Annotated in this window: 18 protein-coding genes; 6 read left to right on the top strand and 12 right to left on the bottom strand. The window is 67.5% G+C overall.

Annotation, left to right across the window (positions count from 1 at the left end; translation table 11 throughout):
• Positions 1-83: 83 nt before the first annotated feature.
• The 6 genes from ACOYR4_RS08200 to surE all read right to left on the bottom strand — a co-directional run bounded on the left by ACOYR4_RS08200 (position 84) and on the right by surE (position 6,101).
• The gene (locus ACOYR4_RS08200) at positions 84-1,646 is read right to left on the bottom strand and encodes a pseudouridine synthase (protein WP_422849209.1); all 1,563 of its coding nucleotides are present in this window, start codon (positions 1,644-1,646) and stop codon (positions 84-86) included.
• Complete coding sequence (gene scpB / locus ACOYR4_RS08195) at positions 1,646-2,395, bottom strand: SMC-Scp complex subunit ScpB (RefSeq protein WP_422849208.1); 750 nt, start codon at positions 2,393-2,395, stop codon at positions 1,646-1,648. The genes ACOYR4_RS08200 and scpB overlap by 1 nt, the downstream gene beginning before the upstream one ends.
• Before the next feature lie 147 nt (positions 2,396-2,542).
• On the bottom strand, positions 2,543-3,583 hold the full coding sequence (locus tag ACOYR4_RS08190; protein ID WP_422849207.1) for an RluA family pseudouridine synthase: 1,041 nt from the start codon (positions 3,581-3,583) through the stop codon (positions 2,543-2,545).
• A gap of 5 nt (positions 3,584-3,588) precedes the next feature.
• Positions 3,589-4,518: a peptidoglycan DD-metalloendopeptidase family protein gene (locus ACOYR4_RS08185; protein WP_422849206.1), complete on the bottom strand. Its 930-nt coding sequence runs from the start codon at positions 4,516-4,518 to the stop codon at positions 3,589-3,591.
• Between the two features lie 12 nt (positions 4,519-4,530).
• A complete protein-coding gene (locus ACOYR4_RS08180; protein WP_343736404.1) occupies positions 4,531-5,313 on the bottom strand; it encodes a protein-L-isoaspartate(D-aspartate) O-methyltransferase in 783 nt (260 codons plus the stop codon).
• The gene (gene surE, locus ACOYR4_RS08175; protein ID WP_015013404.1) at positions 5,313-6,101 is read right to left on the bottom strand and encodes a 5'/3'-nucleotidase SurE; all 789 of its coding nucleotides are present in this window, start codon (positions 6,099-6,101) and stop codon (positions 5,313-5,315) included. The genes ACOYR4_RS08180 and surE overlap by 1 nt, the downstream gene beginning before the upstream one ends.
• 183 nt (positions 6,102-6,284) lie before the next feature.
• Here surE and ACOYR4_RS08170 point away from each other — a divergent pair, with 183 nt between their 5' ends.
• The 5 genes from ACOYR4_RS08170 (at position 6,285) to ACOYR4_RS08150 (ending at position 13,485) form a co-directional block, all read left to right on the top strand.
• Complete coding sequence (locus ACOYR4_RS08170) at positions 6,285-7,259, top strand: NADPH:quinone oxidoreductase family protein (protein ID WP_015013403.1); 975 nt, start codon at positions 6,285-6,287, stop codon at positions 7,257-7,259.
• 160 nt (positions 7,260-7,419) lie between these two features.
• Complete coding sequence (locus ACOYR4_RS08165; protein ID WP_422849205.1) at positions 7,420-8,955, top strand: diguanylate cyclase; 1,536 nt, start codon at positions 7,420-7,422, stop codon at positions 8,953-8,955.
• A 133-nt stretch (positions 8,956-9,088) separates the two neighbouring features.
• On the top strand, positions 9,089-10,672 hold the full coding sequence (locus ACOYR4_RS08160; protein WP_422849204.1) for an alkaline phosphatase D family protein: 1,584 nt from the start codon (positions 9,089-9,091) through the stop codon (positions 10,670-10,672).
• Between the two features lie 264 nt (positions 10,673-10,936).
• Positions 10,937-12,784: a gamma-glutamyltransferase family protein gene (locus ACOYR4_RS08155; protein WP_422849203.1), complete on the top strand. Its 1,848-nt coding sequence runs from the start codon at positions 10,937-10,939 to the stop codon at positions 12,782-12,784.
• A gap of 59 nt (positions 12,785-12,843) precedes the next feature.
• Positions 12,844-13,485: a hypothetical protein gene (locus tag ACOYR4_RS08150; protein ID WP_422849202.1), complete on the top strand. Its 642-nt coding sequence runs from the start codon at positions 12,844-12,846 to the stop codon at positions 13,483-13,485.
• A 147-nt stretch (positions 13,486-13,632) separates the two neighbouring features.
• Here ACOYR4_RS08150 and ACOYR4_RS08145 read toward each other — a convergent pair whose 3' ends face one another.
• The 4 genes from ACOYR4_RS08145 to ACOYR4_RS08130 form a co-directional block, all read right to left on the bottom strand.
• The gene (locus ACOYR4_RS08145) at positions 13,633-15,582 is read right to left on the bottom strand and encodes a diguanylate cyclase domain-containing protein (protein ID WP_422849201.1); all 1,950 of its coding nucleotides are present in this window, start codon (positions 15,580-15,582) and stop codon (positions 13,633-13,635) included.
• 86 nt (positions 15,583-15,668) lie between these two features.
• Entirely contained in the window at positions 15,669-16,424 is a 756-nt protein-coding gene (locus ACOYR4_RS08140; protein ID WP_422849200.1) for a sulfite exporter TauE/SafE family protein, read from the bottom strand.
• A 183-nt stretch (positions 16,425-16,607) separates the two neighbouring features.
• Positions 16,608-17,237 (bottom strand): pyridoxamine 5'-phosphate oxidase family protein, encoded by a 630-nt coding sequence (locus ACOYR4_RS08135; RefSeq protein WP_422849199.1) that lies wholly within the window; start codon positions 17,235-17,237, stop codon positions 16,608-16,610.
• 219 nt (positions 17,238-17,456) lie between these two features.
• Positions 17,457-18,002 carry a carboxymuconolactone decarboxylase family protein gene (locus ACOYR4_RS08130; RefSeq protein WP_422849635.1) on the bottom strand — a complete coding sequence of 182 codons (546 nt, stop codon included), beginning with the start codon at positions 18,000-18,002 and terminating at the stop codon, positions 17,457-17,459.
• A 151-nt stretch (positions 18,003-18,153) separates the two neighbouring features.
• Between ACOYR4_RS08130 and ACOYR4_RS08125 the strand changes: the two genes are divergently transcribed.
• Positions 18,154-19,047, top strand: a complete 894-nt coding sequence (locus ACOYR4_RS08125; protein WP_225782429.1) for an AraC family transcriptional regulator — start codon at positions 18,154-18,156, stop codon at positions 19,045-19,047.
• Between the two features lie 167 nt (positions 19,048-19,214).
• On the opposite strand, the gene ACOYR4_RS08120 is transcribed toward ACOYR4_RS08125, so the two are convergent.
• Positions 19,215-20,861: an acyl-CoA synthetase gene (locus ACOYR4_RS08120; RefSeq protein ID WP_422849198.1), complete on the bottom strand. Its 1,647-nt coding sequence runs from the start codon at positions 20,859-20,861 to the stop codon at positions 19,215-19,217.
• Between the two features lie 102 nt (positions 20,862-20,963).
• Positions 20,964-22,631, bottom strand: coding sequence for a diguanylate cyclase domain-containing protein (locus tag ACOYR4_RS08115; RefSeq protein ID WP_422849197.1), 1,668 nt, complete (start codon positions 22,629-22,631; stop codon positions 20,964-20,966).
• Positions 22,632-22,633: the final 2 nt, after the last annotated feature.

Genomic DNA, 22,633 nt, shown 5'->3' with positions numbered 1-22,633 from the left:
GTTGATTTCCTTTGTTGCTGTGATTCGTTTGTCCACCGGACAAAGCCCTCGATTCTAACCGGGGAGTGTGACGGGAGTGACGCTCAGCGCCCGCCTCCGCCACGCCGAGGGCCACCGCCACCCGGGCGGCGTTTGTCCTGGCGGTGCCGTGAAAGGCTGTCCATACCGATGTAACCCACCGAGGTCTTCATCGGATCGGGCTGGGCTGCGCCTCCCCGCTGACGATCCCCGCCTGCCGCATTGTTGCCACGGGCCGGACCTGGACCACCATCACGGCGCGGCTTCTGACCACGGGGGCCGCCAGGGGCCGCCGATTGGGGAATGTCGCGGCGCGAACCATCACCCCGTGGGCCGCCACGCCCCCGGTTGCGCGACCTGCCATTGCGCGCACCACCAGCCGCACCTTCCGGGCGCCCCTCCCCCGACTCGGGGCGGCCAGCGCCCGCGGCCTGCACCAAGGCGCGGATATCACTCTCGTCGAGCTCCAGCCAGGCGCCGCGCTTGAGACCGCGTGGAAGCACCATGGCGCCGTAGCGAATGCGGATCAGCCGGCTGACCGCATGGCCCACCGATTCCAGCATGCGACGCACTTCTCGGTTGCGGCCTTCGGAGATGGTGACTCGGTACCAGCAATTGGATCCTTCACCCCCACCGTCTTCGATGGAACCGAAAGACGCCATACCGTCATCCAGGCGCACACCGTCCAGCAGCTTTTGTTTTTCCTCATTACTCAAAGCACCCAGCACCCGAACGGCGTACTCACGCTCCAGCCCGAAGCGGGGGTGCATCAGCTTGTTGGCCAACTCCCCCGAGCTGGTAAACAGCAGGAGACCTTCGGTATTCAGATCCAGACGCCCAACCGACTGCCACTTGCCCTGCATGAGCCGGGGCAGTTTGCGAAATACGGTGGGTCGGTTTTGAGGATCGTCATGGGTCACGACTTCGCCCACCGGCTTGTGATACGCGATCACACGCGCTGGGGGTGGGTCGATGCGATAACGGATCGGCTTGCCGTTGACCTTGACCTGATCACCAAACTGGATGCGCTGACCAATGTGAGCGGGCTCGTTATTGACCGAAATCCGCCCTTCCAGAATCAGCTGTTCCATTTCAAGGCGCGAACCCAGACCCGCCTGGGCCAACACCTTGTGCAATTTGGGGGTTTCAACCTGCGGCAGCAGCACGCGCTTTGGCGGTACTGCATCTGCAGACGCGTCCTCTTCGTCAAAACGACCGGACACCACGTCTTCGAACTGGTAACCCTCCACTACCGGCGCGGCCTTGCGTTTGTCGCGCCCCGCACCTTCAGAGCGAGGGGGCCGCTCGCGGCGCTCTCCCCGAGCACCACGCTCCCGTTGCTCCGAACTGCCGTCACCCACGACCGCTGCCACATCCGCAGCGGGCGACTCCGGAGCGACTGCCGGTGCCTCAACCGCAGCAGCCTCAGGCGCGGGGGCTTCGACCACAGGGTCTGGTGCACCCACCTGCGCAGCAGTCGCGGCCTCAGGCGCCGCCACCTCAGCAGGGGCAGCCACCGCCTTTTTGCGGGGAGCCCGCTTGGCGGCAGGCTTCTTGGCAACAGGCTCCGCGTCGGCGGTATTCAACCCAGGCAGATCTGCCGGCTTTTCGGAAGTCGATTCGTTCATCAAGTATTTCCCTGGATACCACCCGGGGCATCCACATCGTCGTCATGGAGATCCGTCTCCACATCCTGAAAAAAATCATCCACGGGCCGGACAGCGCCCGCATCCGGCACCACCTCGGCAACCTCCACAGACGGCTGCAAACCAGCATCTTGGGGCAAAGCCGCCAGCAGATCGGGTTCGACATCCATGGCTTCCTGGGTCACAGCGGCCATGGCTTCCAGCACATTGGCGTTGCCTGTCGGGTCGTCGAGCACCGGCAGTTGGTCCAGGGACTGCAAGCCCATATCGTCCAGAAACTGACGGGTGGTGGCAAACAGCGCCGGACGCCCCACCGTTTCGCGGTGGCCGATGACCTCCACCCAACCCCGATCTTCCAGCTGCTTGATGATCAGGCTGTTGACCGTCACACCGCGAATGTCTTCAATATCCCCACGCGTGACCGGTTGCCGGTAGGCAATGATGGCCAAGGTTTCCATGGTGGCACGGGTGTAGCGTGGAGGCTTTTCGGGGTGCAGCCGGTCCAGATACTCTCGCATTTCGGGGCGACTCTGAAATCGCCACCCCGTCGCTACCTGTACCAGCTCCACGCCGCGTTGCGCCCAATCAAGCTGCAATTCCTGCAGCAGCACCCTGAGGGTGTCGGACCCCAGCGCATCATTGAACAGCACCCGCAGCTCGCGCACAGGCACGGGTTGCTGCGCGCAGATCAGCGCAGTTTCGAGGACCCTCTTGGCATCCACCGTGTTCATGGTTCAGCGATTCCTGGAAAAGTGCCACGCGTTGCAACGGGTGTCACATCAACAGCAGGGGCAATCATTGGTGCACCGCGCAATGGCGCCGGTGCGTTGGTAGAGCCCGGCGGGATTCCGGCTGCGGGCTGGGGCCGTCACGGCCATTCACGGCGCATTGTAGCCGAGACCCCATTCTGACAGCGCCTGGCGCATATCGTCAGGGACGGAGGCACGGAACTCCAGAGGTTCCCCTGTCACAGGATGCGCGAAAGCCAAACGGTAGGCGTGCAGGGCCTGGCGTTGCAAGGCTCCGACGGGCGCACCGCCATACAGGGCATCGCCCACCAATGGATGACGCAAAGACGCCATGTGCACACGGATCTGGTGCGTGCGCCCGGTGTGCAAGGTGCATTGCACCCAGCACCCTCGTTCACCGCCTTCAAGACACAGGAAATCCGTCCGAGCGGTTTTGCCCGGGTGCACCGCCAAGTCCACCATCGCCATGCGCAGACGATTGCGAGGGTCTCGCCCGATGGGTGCGTCTACCGAGCGGGTTGGGGCTCCCGTCCAGGCTCCATGTGCCATGGCCACGTACTGGCGTTTGACCTTGCGCTCGGCAATCAACGCCACCAGGGCGTCCATGCACGCGCGATCCCGGGCCACCACCATGAGGCCGCTGGTGTCCTTGTCCAGACGGTGCACGATGCCCGCACGGGGGACCCGCAAGGCTTTGTCGTCCCGGGCCAGCAGTCCATTGAGCAGGGTGCCACTCCAGTTGCCAGGCGCAGGGTGCACGACCAAACCTGCGGGCTTGTTCACCACCAGCAGGTGCTCGTCTTCGTACACCACATCAATCGCCATGGGCTCGGGCCGGAAGGCCTGGCTCTGGAGCGTGGGCCGCATTTCCAGCACCACTTGGTCGCCGGCCTTGACCCGCGCGGCCGCTTTGAGAGCGGGCTTACCATTCAGGCTGACCAGCCCCTGGGCCAGCAATTGCTGCAGATAGCTGCGGGAGAACTCGGGAACCAGCTCCACCAGCGCGCGGTCCAGCCGCTCTGCGTGCTGGCCGGGCCCCATCTGCAAGGCACGCAGCTCACTGTCCGCGTCAGCCAGGGCTTCCGATTCATCGACCAGCAGGAGGGAGTCGCCCTCCTGCCCAGTCGTCTCGGGAGCGTCCGGACCACCGCCCGGCGACTGATCCGCCATCGGGCTCAACGGGAGGGCAGATAGCGCGTGGGATCGACCGGCTTGCCCTGCCGGCGGATTTCAAAGTGCAGCTTGACGCGGTCGGCGTCGGTGTTGCCCATCTCAGCGATCTTCTGGCCCTTGCGCACCGCCTGGTCTTCCTTGACCAGCAGTGTTTGGTTGTGCGCGTAGGCGGTCAGGAAGGTGTTGTTGTGCTTCAGGATGATCAGATTGCCGTAGCCGCGCAGGCCTGCACCTGCATACACCACACGGCCATCTGCCGCAGCCAGCACAGGGTCGCCCGCCTTGCCGGCAATGTCAAAGCCCTTGTTGCGCGCTTCGTCAAAGCCTGCAATCAGCGAACCCGACGCAGGCCAGATGAATGCCAGTTCGTCCTCGCCTGCTGGAGCTGCCGCAGGTGCTGGAGTGGCGGGTGCTACCGCCACCACTGTGCCCGATGCAGCGGGGGCTGCGGGCTTGGCGCCGCTGGCGGCCGATGCAGGCGCAGCAGTCGGCGTGCTGGCAGGAGCGACGGAAGAAGACGTGACCGGGCGTGTCACCACGCCATTTTCGGAAGCCGCCACAGCCGCCGGGGCTGCAGAAGGTGGCAGCACACGCAGCACCTGACCGACTTCGATCAGGTTGGCATTCTCCAGATTGTTCCAGCGGGCGATGTCTTTCCAGCTTTGCCCGGACTCCAGGCCAATGCGAATCAGGGTATCCCCAGGCTTGACCGTGTAGTAACCAGGCTTGCCAGCGTTTTCTGCGCCTGGCAGCGGCTTGATGGGGGTGGCCACCACCACGCCGGGCTGGGCTGCGGGGGCGGGCGCGGAAGTCGACGAAGAGGTGCCCCGATCTTCCACAGGAGCCTTGTTCATGCGGGTGCCACAGCCGGAGAGCACCAGACCCGCCATTGCCACGGTAAAACCCACCACAAGACCACGCGATACGAACATAAGCAATTCCCTTTACGCAATCCCCGATTTTAGGGGGACAAAATGCACGGGCTCGAGCACGTTTTGTTTCAATCCGTGCGGGGTTTTGTCGATCACCAGCAACATCTGCTGCCCGCCCGACAGCGCCATGGGCGCTACCAGACGCCCCCCCACGGCCAGCTGGTCGCACCACGCCAGCGGCACGGCATCGCCGCCGGCCGCCGCGATGATGGCCGCGTACGGAGCACCTTTGGCATAGCCAAGCATGCCGTCGCCAAACAGCAGATGCACGTTGGCCAGGCGGAACGGCCGCAGGTTGTCGCGCGCCTTGTCGTGCAGGCCGCGCAGGCGCTCCAGCGTGTACACCTCGCGGGCCAGCAGGCTCAGCACGGCCGCCTGGTAGCCGCAGCCCGTGCCAATCTCCAGCACACGGCCCAGCCCGCCATGGCGTGCACTCTCGGCCCCCAGCAGCAGCTCGCACATGCGCGCCACCACGCTGGGCTTGGAGATGGTCTGGCCCAAGCCTATCGGCAGGCTGGTGTCTTCATAGGCCTGGTTGACCAGTGCACTGTCCACAAACCGGTGACGCTCTACAGCGCCCATGGCCTGCAGCACGGGGGGCAACGTGATGCCGCCCGCCGCCAGTTTTTGCACCATGCGGGCACGCACAGCCGACGAGTCCAGCCCCACCCCGGCGGGCGCCGGGGCGACGGCCGGTTTGCGCAGGGCCACGGACGGGGGCGCCACCACCGGCTTGCCCGCAGCGGCGTTGCCCGGCACCGGCAGCTTGGCCGGGAACCCTGGGCGGCGCTGCATCACGCCCCAGGGGCGGCAGCCGCCCCTGTCGCCAACCGGGCGGCGGTCTGCGCCCAGTAGCCGAGGTTGTCGTGATCGGTCAGGTCCACCTTGAGGGGCGTGATGGACACATGGCCCTGCGCCGTGGCGTGAAAGTCCGTGCCTTCGGCATCGTCCTTGGCGGCACCGGCACCGCCGATCCAGTACATGGCTTCGCCCCGGGGGCTTTCCTGCACGATGACCCGTTCTGCCGCATGGCGGCGCCCCAGGCGGCACAGCTTGGCAGGGCGCAAGGCCTCCAGCGGCATGTTGGGGATGTTCACGTTGAGCAGCCAGGGGGTTTCGTTGACCAGTTGCTGCGCACGCATCTGCGCCACCAGCTCTCGCGCCTTGGCCGCAGCGGCCTCCAGCTCAGCCCATCCCTTGTCCACCTGCGAGAACGCAATGGCCGGAATGCCGAAGAGATACCCCTCCATGGCCGCCCCCACCGTGCCTGAATAGATGGTGTCGTCGCCCATGTTGGCGCCGTTGTTGATGCCCGACACCACCAGATCGGGCCGGTAGCCTAGCAGGCCGGTCAGCGCAATGTGCACGCAATCTGCCGGGGTGCCATTCACGTAGCGAAAGCCGTTGGCTGCCTTGTGCACGTACAGCGGGGAATGCAGCGTCAGCGCGTTGGATTTGGCACTGTTGTTGTGTTCTGGCGCAACGACCTCCACCTCGACCCCGTCGAGGGTCTTGAGCGCATCATGCAGCGCCACGATGCCGGGGGCCTGGAAGCCGTCGTCATTGGATATCAGGATCTTCATGGTCTGGGTAGCGGTTGCAACGGATTGTAGGTGGCTGGACTGCTGCACCGCGGAGGGACGCCCGTTGACCACATTGCACCGACGGCACCCCGGGGCCCGTCGCTCGTGGGACATCCAGCACACCGGCGCCCCACCTATCATGCGGGCCATCATTGACAAGACCGACCGACAGGAGACTTCCCCATGCATGCCTGGCTTTGCACCAACCCCACCGGCGTCGAAGCGCTCACCTGGACGGAGCTGCCCACCCCCACCCCCAAGGCGGGCGAGGTGCTCATCGAGATCAAGGCCGCTAGCCTGAACTTCCCCGACCTGCTCATCGTGCAGAACAAGTACCAGATGAAGCCGCCGCTGCCCTTTGTGCCCGGTTCGGAATACGCGGGCGTGGTGGCCGCTGTGGGCGAAGGCGTCACGCACCTCAAGGTCGGCCAGAACGTGGCCTGCCTGTCGGGCACGGGCGGCTTTGGCACCCACACCGTCGCCCCCGCCGCCCTGTGTATGCCGCTGCCAGACGGTTTTTCGCATGTCGATGCGGCCGCATTCATCATGATCTACGCCACGTCGCACCACGCTTTGGTGGACCGCGCGCAGCTGAAGGCGGGTGAGACCGTGCTGGTGCTGGGCGCTGCTGGCGGCGTGGGCACGGCGGCCATCCAGATCGCCAAGGCCATGGGCGCACGTGTGATCGCTGCCGCATCCAGCGACGAAAAATGCGCGCTGTGCACTTCCATCGGAGCCGACGCGACCATCAACTACAGCAAGGACAACCTGCGCGAGGCCATCAAGACCCTGACGGACGGCAAGGGCCCCGATGTGATTTATGACCCGGTGGGCGGCGACTTTGCCGAGCCCGCCTTCCGCTCCATCGCCTGGCGCGGCCGCTACCTGGTGGTCGGGTTTGCCTCGGGCCCCATCCCGGCCCTGCCGTTCAACCTGGCGCTGCTCAAGGGTGCCTCCATCGTGGGCGTGTTCTGGGGCGAGTTTTCCAAGCGCGAACCCAAGGCCAACGCCGCCATGATGGGCGAGCTGGCCCAATGGTACGCCCAGGGCAAGATCAAGCCCGTGATCGACCGCACCATGCCCATGGCCGAACTGCCCGCTGCCTACGCCCACATGGGCTCGCGCGGCGTGATGGGCAAGCTGGTCATGGTGAACTGAGGACTGGCCGCGGCCACCGCGGAACGTACGGCCGCCCTCGCCGCAAGGCCGCCACCACGTTCCGGCTGGCATACCCGTGTGGCACGGTATGCCAGCCCCTTCCAGGCCTTGCCTGTGTCACACTTGCGCATTCCAGCCCCTCTGACACTGGTGCCCCTCCATGGCCGACCGACCACCTTCCGAGATCGCGCGCGAGACGCTCAAACAACTGGCCGCACGCCGACTGGCCCCCACGCCAGACAACTACCTCGCGATCTACGATGAAATAGCGGGCATCCGCAGCCCGCAGCCGTTCCCGGAAGGGCCGCTGAGCAGCATCCAGCGGGTGCTGCCCGGCCAGACACCCGCGCAAAAGCGCCTGCTGGGACAGTTCGAACGCGCCATCATCACCAAGGACTGGACGTCGCTGCAAAGCGTGATGGTGGGTTATGCCAACCTGGGGCTGCACCCGGCCACGGCGTCCAAGCCCATCGAGGTGGCCGATGCTCCCACCGCGCTGGGCGAACTGCCCACCGAGTTTGCCGAGGCCCTGGCCCGCCTGATCGACAACACCCTGCCTGCGCTGGGCGACGACGACCCCCGCGTCATCGACATGGCGCAGCAGCTCATCACCTTTCTGCGCGAGCCCGGCCCCCTGGTGACCACCGCGCAGCTCATGCTGGGCAACTTCAGCTACCGCCTGTCGTTCGCCACCGAAGAACAAGCCTCCATCCGCACCAGCCTGCTGGAGCTGCTGCACATGATCTTCGAGAACATCGCCGTGCTCAGTGTGGACGACCGCTGGCTGCAGGGCCAGGCCGAGGCGCTGATGAGTGCCTCGACCCCGCCGCTGACGCTGCGGCGGCTGGACGATGTGCAGCGCCGGCTCAAGGACGTGATCTTCAAGCAGACCGAAGCCAAGGCCCGGTCGCTGGAGGCGCAAGAGCAGATGAAGGAGATGCTGGCCACCTTCATCGAGCGGCTGGCGCGCATCACCGCGTCCAGCACCAGCTACCAGGGCACCATGGAGCGGTGCGCGGACCTGATCGGCAAGGCCAGCACCCTGCAAGAGATTGCCCCGGTGCTGCAGGAGGTGATGAGCGCCACCCGCGCCATGGCGCTCGACAGCCGCGTGACCCACGATGAGCTGCAGGACCTGCGCGAGCGCACCGAGGCCAAGCGTGCCGAAGTCGCCAAGCTGCAGGAAGAACTGGACCGCGCCAGCGCCCAGGCGCGCCACGACCCGCTGACCGGCAGCCTCAACCGCAAGGGCCTGGACGAGGCCGTGGAACGCGAAATCGCCCGCGCCCGCCGCCTGGGCTCGTCGCTGTGCCTGGCACTGCTGGACGTGGACAACTTCAAGACCATCAACGACCGGCTGGGCCATGCCGGGGGCGACGCTGCCCTGGTGCACCTGGCGCAGGTCACGCGCGAAGTCATGCGGCCGCAGGACCTGCTGGCACGCTACGGCGGCGAAGAGTTCGTGATCGTGCTGCCCGACACCGCCGTCGAAGCCGGCGTGCAGGCCATGACGCGCTTGCAGCGCGAGCTGACCACGCGCTTCTTCTTGCAAGGCACCGAGAAGGTGCTCATCACCTTCAGCGCGGGCGTGGCCCAGTTGAGTGACAGCGAGAGCGCCACCGACGCCATCGTGCGGGCCGACCAGGCGATGTATCTCGCCAAGCGCTCGGGCAAGAACCGGGTGATGGCGGCTTGAGCAGGAACACCCCCCTGAGGCGCTGCGGGCAGGGGGACGCCGCCAGCGCGGCGGGGCGGCCCTTGCGCGGCGGCTACTGGTCTGGGCTGCGTCAGTTGCTGAGCACGGCTGCCCGACGCAAAGGGCCGCTGAATTGAACTCCGAGCTAAGACGGCAGTTCCTGCGCAATGCTGCCCTGGCTGCCTCCGCTGCCACACTCCCCCGCTGGGCCTGGAGCACTCCACCCGCGCTGCAAACCAACCCCTTTGCCCTGGGCATCGCCAGCGGCGACCCGGCGCCTGACGGCGTGGTGCTCTGGACGCGACTCGCACTGACCGATCCGGCGCTGATGCTGGCCACCCACACCGTGCGGTGGGAGGTGGCGCACGACGCTGGCTTTGCCCAGATCGTGCAAAAGGGCGAGGCCTCCGCGCTGCCCGCGCTGGGCCACAGCGTGCATGTGGAGTTGCAAGGCCTGCAACCCGCGCGCTGGTACCACTACCGCTTCATGCTGGGCGACGCGGTGAGCGCCAAGGGCCGCACGCGCACCGCGCCTGCGGCGGGCGACATGCCCGGGGCGCTGCGGGTGGCGTTTGCCTCGTGCCAGCGCTGGGAGCATGGGCACTACGCGGCCTGGCGCCATCTGGCCGCTGACCAGCCAGACCTGGTGCTGTTCCTGGGCGACTACATCTACGAATACGCCACACCCAAAAACACCACTGATCTGGCGCGCACCCACAGCCTGCGCCATGCCACCACGCTGGCCGACTACCGCGACCGCTACGCCCTGCACAAAAGCGACCCCGCCCTGCAGCTGGCCCATGCCACCTGCCCCTGGGCCGTGACCTGGGACGACCACGAGGTGCAAAACGACTATGCCGCCGAGGCAAGCCGTGGCGAGAGCCCGGGCAGCGCCGCCTTTCTGGTCCAGCGCAGCGCGGCCTGGCAGGCGTTTTACGAGAACATGCCGCTGCGCACGACCAGCCTCCGGGGCCCCGCGTCCGCCGCCGGCTGGGACACGCTACAGATCTACCGCCGCCTGCGCTGGGGCCGACTGGCGCACATCCACCTGCTCGACAGCCGCCAGTACCGCAGCTGGCAGGCCTGCCGCACACCCGAGGCCAGCAGCGCACCCGCCGTGCGCCCCGCCGACTGCGCAGAGCTGGCCCAGCCACAGCGCAGCCTGCTGGGCAGCGCGCAAGAGCGCTGGCTGGACGCGGGCCTGGCCGCCGACACGGCCAGCGCACAGGCCACACGCTGGAGCGTGATCGCACAGCAGACGCTGTTCTCGCCGCGCCACTACCCCTCTGGCACGGTGCCCGCCGACGCCTGGGACGGCTACCCCGCCGCACGCCAGCGCCTGCTGCAATCGGTGACCCGGCACACGCCGCGCAACACGGTGCTGCTGGGCGGAGACATCCACCAGAACTACGTCTGCCGCGTGCATGGCGATGCCGCTCGGGCCGACTCGGCCGTGGTGGCCAGCGAGTTCTGTGGCACGTCCATCAGTTCGCGGTCGGGCACCACGCAGGCCAAGGTGCACGCCATCGTCCGGCACAACCCGCATGTGCTGCTGGCACGCTGCGACCAGCGCGGCTACGGCCTGGCCGACATCACCCCGGCGCGCTGGACCACCACGCTGCGCGTGGTGGACGACCCGTTGCGCGCGGACAGCGGCGCATCCACGCTCGCCCGGTTTGTGGTGGAAGACGGCCGCGCGGGGCCCCAGGCGGCCTGAGAGGGCGTGGCGCAAGCCTCCAGGCCCGGGGGCCCCTTGTCACTACGCCGCACCAGGGCTCAGAGATGACCAGAGAACAGCCGCTGACGGTCGGTAACAACTATCTTTTTGATAGCTGCTCAGGCATATTGCACTAGCGCTACCACCACAAAATACCTTCAATCGCTGCGCAAACCCCTCCAGCAGCCCCTGGCACGCCCTCGCAGGCTGCAGCAAGGCCCCTTACCATGGCCGCTTCGCTGCTTGCACCCACAGGAGACCCGCATGTCCCCCACTGCCCTGCCTGCCACGCCGCCCCTGCGCCGCCCGTTCAGTCACAACCTGCTGGCCCCTGCGGCCCTTGCCACCCTGGTGGCCCTGGCGGGCTGCGCCAGCGCTCCCTCCCAGTTCGCCTACACCGTGCCCCCCCAGCCCGAGGGCTCGTCCGGCTACACCGAAAAGCCGGGCTGGGCCACCGAGAAGTTCGCCGTGGCCGCTGCTAACCCGCTGGCCACCGACGCGGGCTACCAGATCCTCAAGGCTGGCGGCTCGGCCGTCGACGCGGCCATCGCCGTGCAGATGGTGCTGACGCTGGTGGAGCCCCAGTCCAGCGGCATCGGTGGCGGCGCCTTTCTGCTGCACAGCAACGGCAAGGTGGTAGAGGCCTACGACGGCCGCGAGACCGCGCCCGCTGCTGCCGATGAAAAACTCTTCCTGGGCGCCGACGGCAAACCCGTGCCGTTCTACGATGGCGTGGTGGGCGGCCGCTCGGTGGGCGTGCCCGGCACCGTGCGCATGCTGGAGATGGCGCACAAGCAGCACGGCAAGCTGCCCTGGGCCACGCTGTTCCAGCCCGCCATCACGTTGGCCGAAGGCGGCTTCAAGGTCAGCGCGCGGCTCAACACCCTGGTCAAGGCCGACGCCCACCTCAAGAAGGACCCAGTGGCCGCCGCCTACTTCTACAAGGCCGATGGCGACGCACGCGATGTGGGCGTGAACCTGCGCAACCCCGAGCTGGCCGCCGTGCTGCGCCGCATCGCCGCCGAAGGCAGCAAGGCCCTGCACGAAGGCGAGATCGCCCAGGCCATCGTGGACAAGGTGCAAAAACACCCCACCAACCCCGGCAAGCTCAGCCTGGCCGACCTGGCGGGCTACCAGCCCAAGAAGCGCGAGGCGCTGTGCCACGACTACCAGGTGGCCAGCAAGGACTACCGCGTGTGCGGCTTTCCGCCCCCAAGCTCCGGGGCCATCGCCATCGGGCAGATCCTGGGCATCCTGAAGAACACCGACGCCGCCGCCAAGCCGCTGCAGGACGGCCTGCCCAGCGCAGACTGGCTGCACCTCTACACCGAGGCCGCCCGCCTGGCCTTTGCCGACCGCGCCCAGTACGTGGCCGACCCCGACTTTGTGCAGCCCCCCGCCGGCAGCTGGACCAGCCTGCTCGCGCCCGCCTACCTGACCGAGCGCGCCAAGCTCATCGGCACGCAGAGCATGAAGGTCGCCCAGCCCGGCAACCCCGGGGCTGTCAAGACGGGCTTTGCGCCCATGCCCGACCAACCCGAATACGGCACCAGCCACATCAGCATCGTCGATGCCTTTGGCAACGCGGTGGCCATGACCACGACCATCGAAGACCAGTTCGGCGCACGGCAAATGGTGAAGGGCTTCCTGCTCAACAACGAACTCACCGACTTCAGCTTTGCCCCCACCGACGCGCAAGGCCAGCCCATTGCCAACCGCGTGCAGCCCGGCAAGCGCCCGCGCTCGTCCATGTCGCCCACGCTGGTGTTCGACAAAGCCACGGGTGAGCTGCTGATGAGCGGCGGCAGCCCTGGCGGCGCAGCCATCATCCACTACACGGCCAAGACGCTATATGGCGTGCTCAACTGGGGTCTGATGCCCCAGCAGGCCATCAACCTACCCAACTTCGGCTCGATGAACGGCCCCACGCTGCTGGAAGAAAAGCGCTTCCCGCCCGCCACGGTCGAGGCCTTGCGCGCCAGGGGCGCCGAGGTGCGCGAGATGAACATGACCAGCGGCCTGCAAGCCATCACACGCGGCCAGGCACATGGCAAGAAGCTGTGGATGGGCGGGGCCGACCCGCGCCGCGAGGGCGTGGTGATGGGCGACTGAGCGCCTGCGCTGCAACGCGGGCCCACCGGCCTGCACGCGCGCCAGCGAAAATCCTCACCATGAACCTCTACCGATTCATTCCCGCGCTACCGCTGACCATGTACCGGCACCTGTGGCGCAGCGTCCAGGGCGCAACCCTTGCCTGCGCCCTGGGCATGGCGCCCGCCCAGGCCCAGGTGCGTGCGACTGCTGCACAGCACCCCGCACAGTGGCCCACCACACTGGCCATGGCCGCGCCGATCCCATCGCCCACACCGGCCCAGCTACAACCGCTGCCCGCAGGCGTAGAACTGGGCATGGGCGCGGACGCCCTGCGCGACGCGGTACCCGGCGCGGCCCGCGTGCTGCGCCCGCAGCGCCTGGCCGGAGGGCTGGCGGGCCTCTGGCGGCTGGAGCCTGTGGTGATCGCCGGATTGTCCGGTGCGCAAACCTTCTTCTTCAGCGGGCGGGAGCTGCGGCGGGTCGAATTCGTTGCCGATGCCAGTGACCTGGCCGATGGCGGCGCAGCCGCCTTCGGTGCCCTGCTCGCGTTTGGCCGCAGCACCTACGGGCCGGAGACTGCTGCCAACGACCCCAGCGGTAGCTATGCCGCATGGACCCAAGGGGGCCTGGAGGTGTACGCCCAGCGGGTGCCCGCACCGCGCGCCACGGTGCGGTGGGTGATCAAGCAGAGCGAGGGCAAGGACGCCAGCGAGCTGTGATGTGCAGCTGGGCCATCGCCCGTCCAGCTTGATGCTCCCAACGCGGTGATCTGAATGAAAAAGGGCCGCTAGTGCTTATGAATAAAGCGCCAATAGCTCCCAAATAAATAGCACCATCATCTGTTGCGAATCACCACCAAGCCTTAGTCAGCCCGGCGGACCTGCAACACCCCCATCAGCCAGCGGGCTCAATGCGGTGTCGATGTTGAAGCGGTTCTTGCCCGCCTGCTTCGCTGCGTACATCGCTGCGTCGGCCTGGGCCAGCAGCGCATCGGCGTCGGCGCCATGGCGCGGGTAAAGCGCCACGCCCACGCTGGCCGAGATGTGGGCAACAGCCCCCTCCAGCACAAACGGCTGCTCCATCGCCAACAGCACCTTGCTGGCCACAACCTCGCAATGGTCTGCCCGCTCGATGGTGGCCAGCACGATGCCGAACTCGTCCCCGCCCAGTCGCGCCACGGTGTCTTCGGCGCGCACGCAGTCTTCCAGCCGCCGGGCTACCTGCTGCAGCAACAGGTCGCCCGCTGCATGGCCCCACTGGTCGTTGACGGACTTGAACCCGTCCAGGTCCACGTAGAGCACGGCGGCGTGCCGCCCGTGGCGCCGGGCCGTTTCGAGCACACGCGCCAATCGGTCGTGGAACATCACGCGGTTGGACAGTCCTGTGAGCGCGTCGTGCAGCACATCGTGCGACAGGCGCATCTCCAGCTCCTTGCGCGCGCTGATGTCCTGCGTCACCACCACCAGAAAGTCCGGGTGACCCTGGGCGTCCTTGACGAGGCCCAGCGCTTCGTACACCCACAACAGGCCGCCGTCCTTGCGCCGGTAGGCCTTTTCCATCTCGGGGGAGAACACGGGTGAGTGCGCCACCAGGCGCCGCGCCAGAAAGCGGCGCAGGGCTTCACGCTCGCCCTCGTCGCTCAGCGCAAACAGGTCGCGCTGGCGCAGCTCCTCCAGCGAATAGCCCAGCATGCGGCAGAACTTGTCGTTGGCACGCAGGATGCGGCCTTCGGGCGTGATGTGGGCGATGCCAGTGGCCGCCTGGTGGAAGGTGGCGCGGAACAAGCCTTCGCTCGACGCCAGTGCATCGGCCACGGCCCGCTGGCGTGCCAGCACCACAATGAGCAGCGCGCCAAAACACAGCAGCGCCACACTGGCCCCCGCCGCCAGGGCGAGGTAGTCAACGCGCCGCTGCATCGCCGGCGCCAGCACCTCGTCGGAGGTCGACCCCACCGTCACCATCAACGGGTAGCCCGCCATGCTGCGGTAGCTGAGGATGCGCGGCACACCGTCCACCGCGCCGGCGTCATCGATCAGTTCACCTTCGGGGTCTTGCGCGCGTTGCTGAAACCAGGGCAGCCCCCGCGCATCGGCGCCAAAGCTGATTTGCCCCCCCGCCTTGCGGCCGCGTACCACGCCGTCCAGCCCTGCCAGTTCCAACAGCCCCTGCGCGCCCAGGTCGGCCTGGCGGTAAAAGTCGGTGAAGTTCGTCGGGTCCACCGACATCACCACCACGCCGCCAAAGCGGCCGCCCTCGCTCACGATGCGCAGCGCCATCGGTATGCGCCACTGCCCCGACACACGGCCCAGCACGGGCTCGCTCACAAACAGGTCATCGCGGTCGCTGGCCTGCAGCGCCTTGAAAAACGCACGGTCGCTGTAGTTGACGGCGCCCGTCTCCTGGCTGCTGCTGACAATGTCGCCCTGCTCGTTGACCACGCTGATGATGGTGAACATGGGCTCGCGGACCACCCCCCGCGCCACCCAGTCGCGCAGGTCGATGTCGGTGCCCTGCTGCAGGTATTGCTCGCGCACAAAGGCAGCCACCTGCTCGGCCGCCTTGAGGGTGCGGAACACCTGCTGCTCGAAAGCAATCGCCAGGTTGGCGTTGGACTGCATGGCCGATGCAACGGCCTGCTCGCGCTCGAACGCCACGCGCTGCAGCGTGACCAGCCAGAAGCCCGCGATGGCCACCACGCAGCCCAGCGCTATCGCCAGGCTCAGCGGCGTGGCCAGGCGATAGCGGCGGCGCGAGGCCCCGGCCCCAAGACGGTCGTCCGCGTCCGGTGGCCGCGTGGTGTCATCTTTTTGGTGCATGCCCCTCCCAATGTAGCGGGGCATGTGCGACAAGTCGACAACAGGATGGCCACCGACGGGCGCTCCTGCAAATTCAGCGGGAGAACCTAGCCCAGCCGCGCCAGCACCCTGGGCAGGCTGGCCACCAGCATCGCCACGCCCGACAGGGTCAACATGCCCAGCACGATCTGCCGGAACCGTGCGTCGCTGATGCCGTGGTACAGCCGCGCGCCCAGCAGCACCGGCACCAGCATGGCGGGCACCACGATGGCCAGCATCGGCAGCGCCTCGCGGGTGACGAGGCCGGTGGCCAGGTAGGTGACAAAGGTCACCAGCAGCATGGCCAGGTTGAAGTTCTGGATGATGGCGCGCTGCACGTCCTTGTCCAGCCCGCGCAGGGTGCACCACAGTGTGGGCAGCACGCCGGTGAAGCCGCCCAGCCCGCCCATCACGCCGCCCGCCATGCCCACCAGCGCGTCGGCCACGCGGCCGCCTCGCGTGATGCGGGGCAGATTCTTGGCCATCAGCATCGCCGGGCACCACAGCACCAGCAGCGTGCCCAGGATGACCTTGAACGCGTCCATGTCCAGACGGGGCAACACAGCCACGCCGATGGGGATGCCCACCAGACCACCCAGCACAAAGGGCAGCAGGCGCACCCGGTCAAAACCCCGGCGCACCGTGGCCGCCGCCACCAGCTGGCCGGTGAGCGCGCCGCACACCGCCAGCAGCGCGGCCAGGCGGGGCTCCAGCGCCCAGGCCCAGAACGACATGGCCACCATGCCAAAACCAAAGCCTGACAGGCCCTGCACAAACCCGGCGGCCACTGCGCCGACGGCCACGATCAACAGCACGGAATCCATGTCTCCCCCTCACTTGGTATGAACGTGCGCGGGGGCTTGCTTCACGCCCCACGGAGCCCCACTCTCCTTACGCATCTGCGTGTTCGGCCTGTGAGTCCATGAAGCGCAAGCCCTGCGCACCCAGCCGCCATTGTGTGCGCTGGCGGCGGGGGCAGCACTGTGGCGGTGGATCGCGGTGCCAGTTCAATACAACGTGGCTTGCTGGCGCGCTGGCAGCTCGCGGTCGTAGGCGGCGCCGTCAAACGCGCCTTGCGTGATGGACGCCAGGATGGCGCCCGGAGTGGGCACGGGGCGTGGGGTGCCGGGCGGCACGGCGTCCCACAGGCGCGAGCGCTGGATGGCGCGGGCGCACTGGAAGTACACCGCCTGCACATCCACCACGATCACACATTTGGGGGGCTGGCCGTTGACCACAAAACGCGCCAGCAGGTCGGGCGCGACGCTGATGCGGGCGTGGCCGTTGACGCGCAGCGTCTCGCCCACGCCGGGGATGAGGAACAGCAGCGCCACGCGCGGGTCGGCCACGATGTTGCGCAGGCTGTCGGCACGGTTGTTGCCACGGCGCTCAGGCAGCAGCAGGGTCTTGTCGTCCAGCAGTTGCACAAAGCCGGCCGGGTCGCCGCGCGGCGAGGCATCCAGCCCCCCAGGGCCGGTGGTGGCCAGCACGGCAAAGGGCGATGCCGCGATCATGGCACGGTAGGCAGGGTGCACATACGGCAGCTCTTTGTGGATGGAGGCATCGCTCAGCGGGCCCAGCAGCGCCTCCAGGCGTGGCAGGGTGTCGATGGCGTGCTCGTCGCGGTCGGGGGTCATGGGGCGACTTCCTTCGGGTGGGGTGGCAAGGGAGCGGCCATGGTGCAGCAGGCCTGCCGCGCTGACAAACGACTTTGCCGCCGGTGATGCGTGCGGAAAACGCACGCATCGTCGTCGCGCATAACTGACTGCGATTGCGCCGCCGCAGGACCGAGCGAGCAGCGGCACCAGAAGCGGCGCGCATCCGGCCTACGGGCCAGACACGCGCCGCTACGCCCTTTAACGAGCCGGGCGCAGCTTGACGCCGGGGAAATCCACCGGCACGCCCAGTGCCACATTCACATAGTTGGTGAACAGGTTGAGCGCCACGTGAGCCACGATCTCGACGATCTGCTCGTCGTTCACGCCCTGGTCGCGCAGAGCCTGCACATCGGCCGCATCAACCTGGCCACGTTCGTTGACCAGTTGCAGCACAAAGCGCAGCACGGCGGCAGTGCGCGGGTCGGCCGATTCGCCCGCCTGCGCGGCGGCCAGGGCCTCGCCACTCACGCCCGCCTTGCGGCCGAGGGCCGTGTGGGCGGCCAGGCAGTAGTCGCAGGCATTGCGGTTGGCCACGGCCACGGCGATCTGCTCACCCAGGGCGGCGCCGATCACGCCCCCGCCCAGCGCACCAAACGCGCCCCACATGCTTTGCAGCGCGGCGGGCGAATTGGCCACGGCGCGGAACATGTTGGGCGTGGCGCCAAAGGCACCGTGGACCTGGTCGAGCACGGCGCGCACAGTGCCGGTGGCGGCGGTACGGTCAACGAGGGGGACGCGGGCGATGGAGGAAGAAGTAGCGGACATGGTGTGTTCCTTGAAGGTCATGAAGGTGATTGAGAACTTGTGCCTGTTCTCGGCACCCCTGCAGTGTCCAGTGTCAGCTCGTACCATTTGGCACATAAAATCCAAAATTCATACCAAATCATCCAAAACCATGCCAACACCCATCACCACACCCGCGCAGGCCTCCACCCCGCTCGACCGGTTGTCGCCGCTGCTGGAGCGGTTTCGGGTGCGGGCGCACCTGTTCCACAACGGGCCGCTGTGTGGTGTGACGCACTTTGCGGCGGCGCCGGGCCGGGGCTTTTTGCATGTGCTGCGCCGGGGCGAGATGGTGGTGACGCACCAGCCCCAGGCGGGCCCGCCCGAGCGGCTTCAGGTGTGCGAGCCCAGCCTGTTGTTCTATGCCCGGCCGCTGGAGCACTTCTTTCACAACGCGCCCACCGAGGGCTCAGACTTCACCTGCGCCGCACTGGACTTTGACGGCGGCGCCAGCCACCCGCTGGCCCGCGCCCTGCCCCCGCTGGTGGTGCTGCCGCTGGGCGCGGTGGACGGGCTGCAGCAGTCGCTGGACTTGCTGTTTGTCGAAACCGACCGCCTGCGCTGCGGCCACCGCGTGCTGGCCGACCGGCTGTTTGAAGTGGTGCTGCTGCAGTTGCTGCGCTGGCTGCTGGACCACCCGCAGCAGGCGCAGATGCCGCCGGGCCTGCTGACGGGCCTGGCCGACCCGCAACTCTCGCGCACCCTCACGGCCCTGCACGAGGCGCCCGGCGAGCCGTGGAGCCTGGCGCAGATGGCCCAGCAGGCGGCCATGTCGCGCAGCGCGTTTGCCGCCCGCTTCAAGGCCGTGGTGGGGGACACCCCCGCCGACTACCTGGCGCACTGGCGGCTGACACTGGCGCAGGCCCACCTGCGCGCGGGCCGGTCGCTCAAGTCCATCGCCCACGAACTGGGCTATGCCAACCCCTCAGCGCTGTCGCGCGTGTTTGCGCAAAAGCTGGGGATGTCAGCGCGGGACTGGCGCGAGGCGGTGGACGAAGGACGTTGACACGCAGCCCTGGCAGCGCCGCCGGGTCGCCCAGGAGCCCCTGGCACTGGTTTTCAAACCAAAAGCGGTGGATGCGCTAGTGGAATATGCGCTACCAGCTATCAATTAAATAGCATCTTGATAGCCCACTGCGCGCGGTCTCTTCCTGAAGGGAGCCTCGCGCCCCCTCAGACGTTGATGGCCGCTGCCGACCCGGCCTGCTTGCGCAGCTCGAACTTCTGGATCTTTCCGGTGCTGGTCTTGGGCAGCTCGCCAAACACCACGGCGCGCGGCACCTTGAAGCCCGCCAGGTGCTTCTTGCAGTGCGCCACGATGTCTTCGGGCGTGGTCTGCGCGCCGGCCTTCAGCTCCACAAACGCGCAGGGCGTCTCGCCCCACTTGGGGTCCGGCTTGGCCACCACGGCGGCGGCCAGCACGTCGGGGTGGCGGTAGAGCACGTCTTCCACCTCGATGGACGAAATGTTCTCGCCGCCCGAGATGATGATGTCCTTGCTGCGGTCCTTGATCTTGATGTAGCCGTCGGGGTACTGCACCGCCAGGTCGCCGCTGTGGAACCAGCCGCCCGCAAAGGCCTCGTCGGTGGCCTTGGGGTTCTTGAGGTAGCCCTTCATAGCGATGTTGCCCTTGAACATGATCTCGCCCATGGTTTCGCCGTCCTGCGGCACGGGCAACATGGTCTCGGGGTCGAGCACGCGCACGTCGCGCTCCAGGTGGTAGCGCACGCCCTGGCGGGCGTTGAGGCGGGCGCGCTCGCCAATGTCCATAGCATCCCAGGCCTCGTGTTTGGCACACACGGTGGCGGGGCCGTACACCTCGGTCAGGCCGTACACATGGGTCAGATCGAACCCCATCTTTTCCATGCCTTCGATCATCGACGCCGGTGGCGCAGCGCCCGCCACCATGGCCTTGACACCTGCAGGAACGCCCACCTTCATGGCATCTGGCGCGTTGACCAGCAGCCCGTGCACGATGGGCGCGCCGCAGTAGTGCGTGACGCCGTGGTTGCGGATGGCGTCGAAGATGGCCTGCGCGTCCACCCGGCGCAGGCACACGTTGACACCTGCTCGCGCCGCAATGGTCCATGGAAAGCACCAGCCGTTGCAGTGGAACATCGGCAAGGTCCACAGGTACACCGCGTGTTTGGGCATGTCCCACTCCAGCACGTTGCTGATGGCGTTGGTGGCGGCGCCCCGGTGGTGGTAGACCACGCCCTTGGGGTTGCCGGTGGTGCCGGATGTGTAGTTGAGCGCAATCGCATCCCACTCGTCGGCGGGCAGGCTCCAGGCAAAGGCCGCGTCGCCGCTGGCCAAAAAGGCTTCGTAGTCGGTGCCGCCCAGGCTTTGCACGGCGGGGCCGTAGAGGGCGTCCTGCACCTCGATCACGCGGATGGGCGTGGTGGCGGTGCGCAGGGCCAGCGCCTTGGCCATGGTGCCGGTGAATTCCGGGTCCACGATCACGACCTTGGCCTCGCCGTGGTCCAGCATGAAGGCGATGGCCTCCGGGTCCAGCCGGGTGTTGAGGGTGTTGAGCACCGCGCCCGCCATGGGCACGCCAAAGTGCGCCTCCACCATCGGGGGCGTGTTGGGCAGCATCACGGCCACGGTGTCGTTCTTGCCGATGCCCGCCTGGGTCAGCGCGCTGGCCAGCTGGCGGCAGCGCGCATAGGTCTGGGCCCAGGTCTGGCGCAGCGCGCCGTGCACGATGGCCAGGCGGTCGGGGTAGACCTCGGCCGTGCGTTCGATGAACGACAGGGGCGACAGGGCGGCAAAGTTGGCTTCGTTGCGGGGCAGGTGCTGGTCAAAGATGGAGGTCATGGGTCAGTGCAAGAAGGTGAACGACACACAGCCTAGCGCCGCAGGCTGACACGAAAGCAACACGGGCCGGCGCATGGGCAAGGTTCGCGGCAGCGCGCAGCCTCACAACCTGCGCTTGTGGCCTTGCTTGATGCGGTACATGGCCGCGTCAGCACTGGCCATGAGTGTGCGCGCATCCTGCGCATCGCGGGGAAACAGGCTCAGGCCGATGCTGGCGCGCACGGCCAGCGGCTCGCCGTCAATGTCCAGCGGCGGCTCGAACGCATGCTGCAGCTTGGTCACGATCTGCAGCGCGGCCTCTTCGGAATCCACGTTTTCGCACAGCACCGTGAACTCATCCCCGGCCAGTCGGGCCACGGTGTCCACCTGCCGCACAGCGCCGACGATGGTGCGGGCCACGGCCTGCAGCACCCGGTCGCCCACGGCGTGCCCGCGCGTGTCGTTGATGGCCTTGAAGTCGTCCAGGTCCACAAACAGCAGGGCGCAGCTGCGGCCGCTGCGACGCGACAGCTCCAGCACCTGGCCCAGGCGCTGCTCGAACATGCGGCGGTTGGGCAGGCCGGTGAGAGCGTCGTGGTGCGCCAGGTGGGCCATGGCGTCGCGGCTCAGGTTCAGCTCGGCCAGCTGGCGGCTGATCTGCTGCTCCATGTCCTGGAAGCTGCGGGCCAGCTCGCCCACCTCGTCGCCCCGGTGCACCGGCAACGCGCCGTGGGATTCCCCGCGCGAAAACGCCTGCGCCGCCTTCACCATGGCCTGCAGCGGCTGGGTCACCAGGCGCGACACGCCGGCCGCCAGGGCCACACCCACCACGCTGAGCACCAGCAAGATCTTGAGGATGCTGCGCCCCAGGTCCAGCACCTCGCCCTGCACCACGGCCAGCGGCTGCGAGAGCCCCACGACCATGAAACGCCCCTCGTCCGCGTTGCCAAAGGGCATGCGCACAAAGGCAAAGACACGCGCCTCCTCGTCGTCGGTGCCGGACTGGCTGAGTACCGCCTCTTCGGCACGGCCATCGACCAGCGCGGCCACCTGCGGGAACGACTCCTGGATCAGGATGCGCTGGCCCCGGTCAAAGCCAAAGGTCTGCGCGGCGTCCGGGTGCACCAGAAAGTCACCCCAGCGGTTGCTCAGATAAAAACCGTAAGGGGTCGGCAGCGCCGCATTGAAGTTGTGCAGGAACGGCGCGGCCGCCACCCGCACCACCACCACGCCCCGCAGCTGCCCCCCCTGCACCACGGGCGACGCCATGTTGAACACGGGCACGGCCGCCTCCTGCGCGGCGTCTTCATGGTTGATGCCGAACTCGGACACATACACCTCCCCATCGGGCAGGCTGAGGGCCTCGAACACGAACGGAAAGTGCGACTTCTCCTGCAGCTGGTCATCGGGCACGCGCACCAGCTTGTCGCCCTGGCGGTCGATGCGCACCAGCTCCAGCCCGTAGTCGCTGGCGCTGATGAAGCGGATCTGCAAATAGGCGGGATGGGCCTGCAGGTTGGCCTTGAACAGGTCGGCCAGCCGTCCCTGGTCTTGTTCGACGGCAGCGGCGTCGGCCAGAAAGGCCGTGTCGCGCGCCACCGTGCCAAAGCCCGCCTGCATGTGGCGCGCCAGCACCTGCGTGGTGGCCAGCAGCGAGCGCTCGGCCCGCCCCTGCAGGCGTTCCCGGCTCGAGTCAAAGGTGTAGTAGCCCGCCAGAATGGCCGCGAACACACTGAACGAGGCCAGCAGGGCCCCCAGCCTCAGCGCGATGCTCCATTTCACGCGTGCCATCG

The sequence above is a fragment of the Acidovorax sp. M14 genome (assembly GCF_049331375.1).
Lineage (GTDB): Bacteria > Pseudomonadota > Gammaproteobacteria > Burkholderiales > Burkholderiaceae_C > Acidovorax.
Note: the sequence above shows the minus strand (reverse complement) of the source record. Positions and strands in the feature narration are given on the sequence as shown.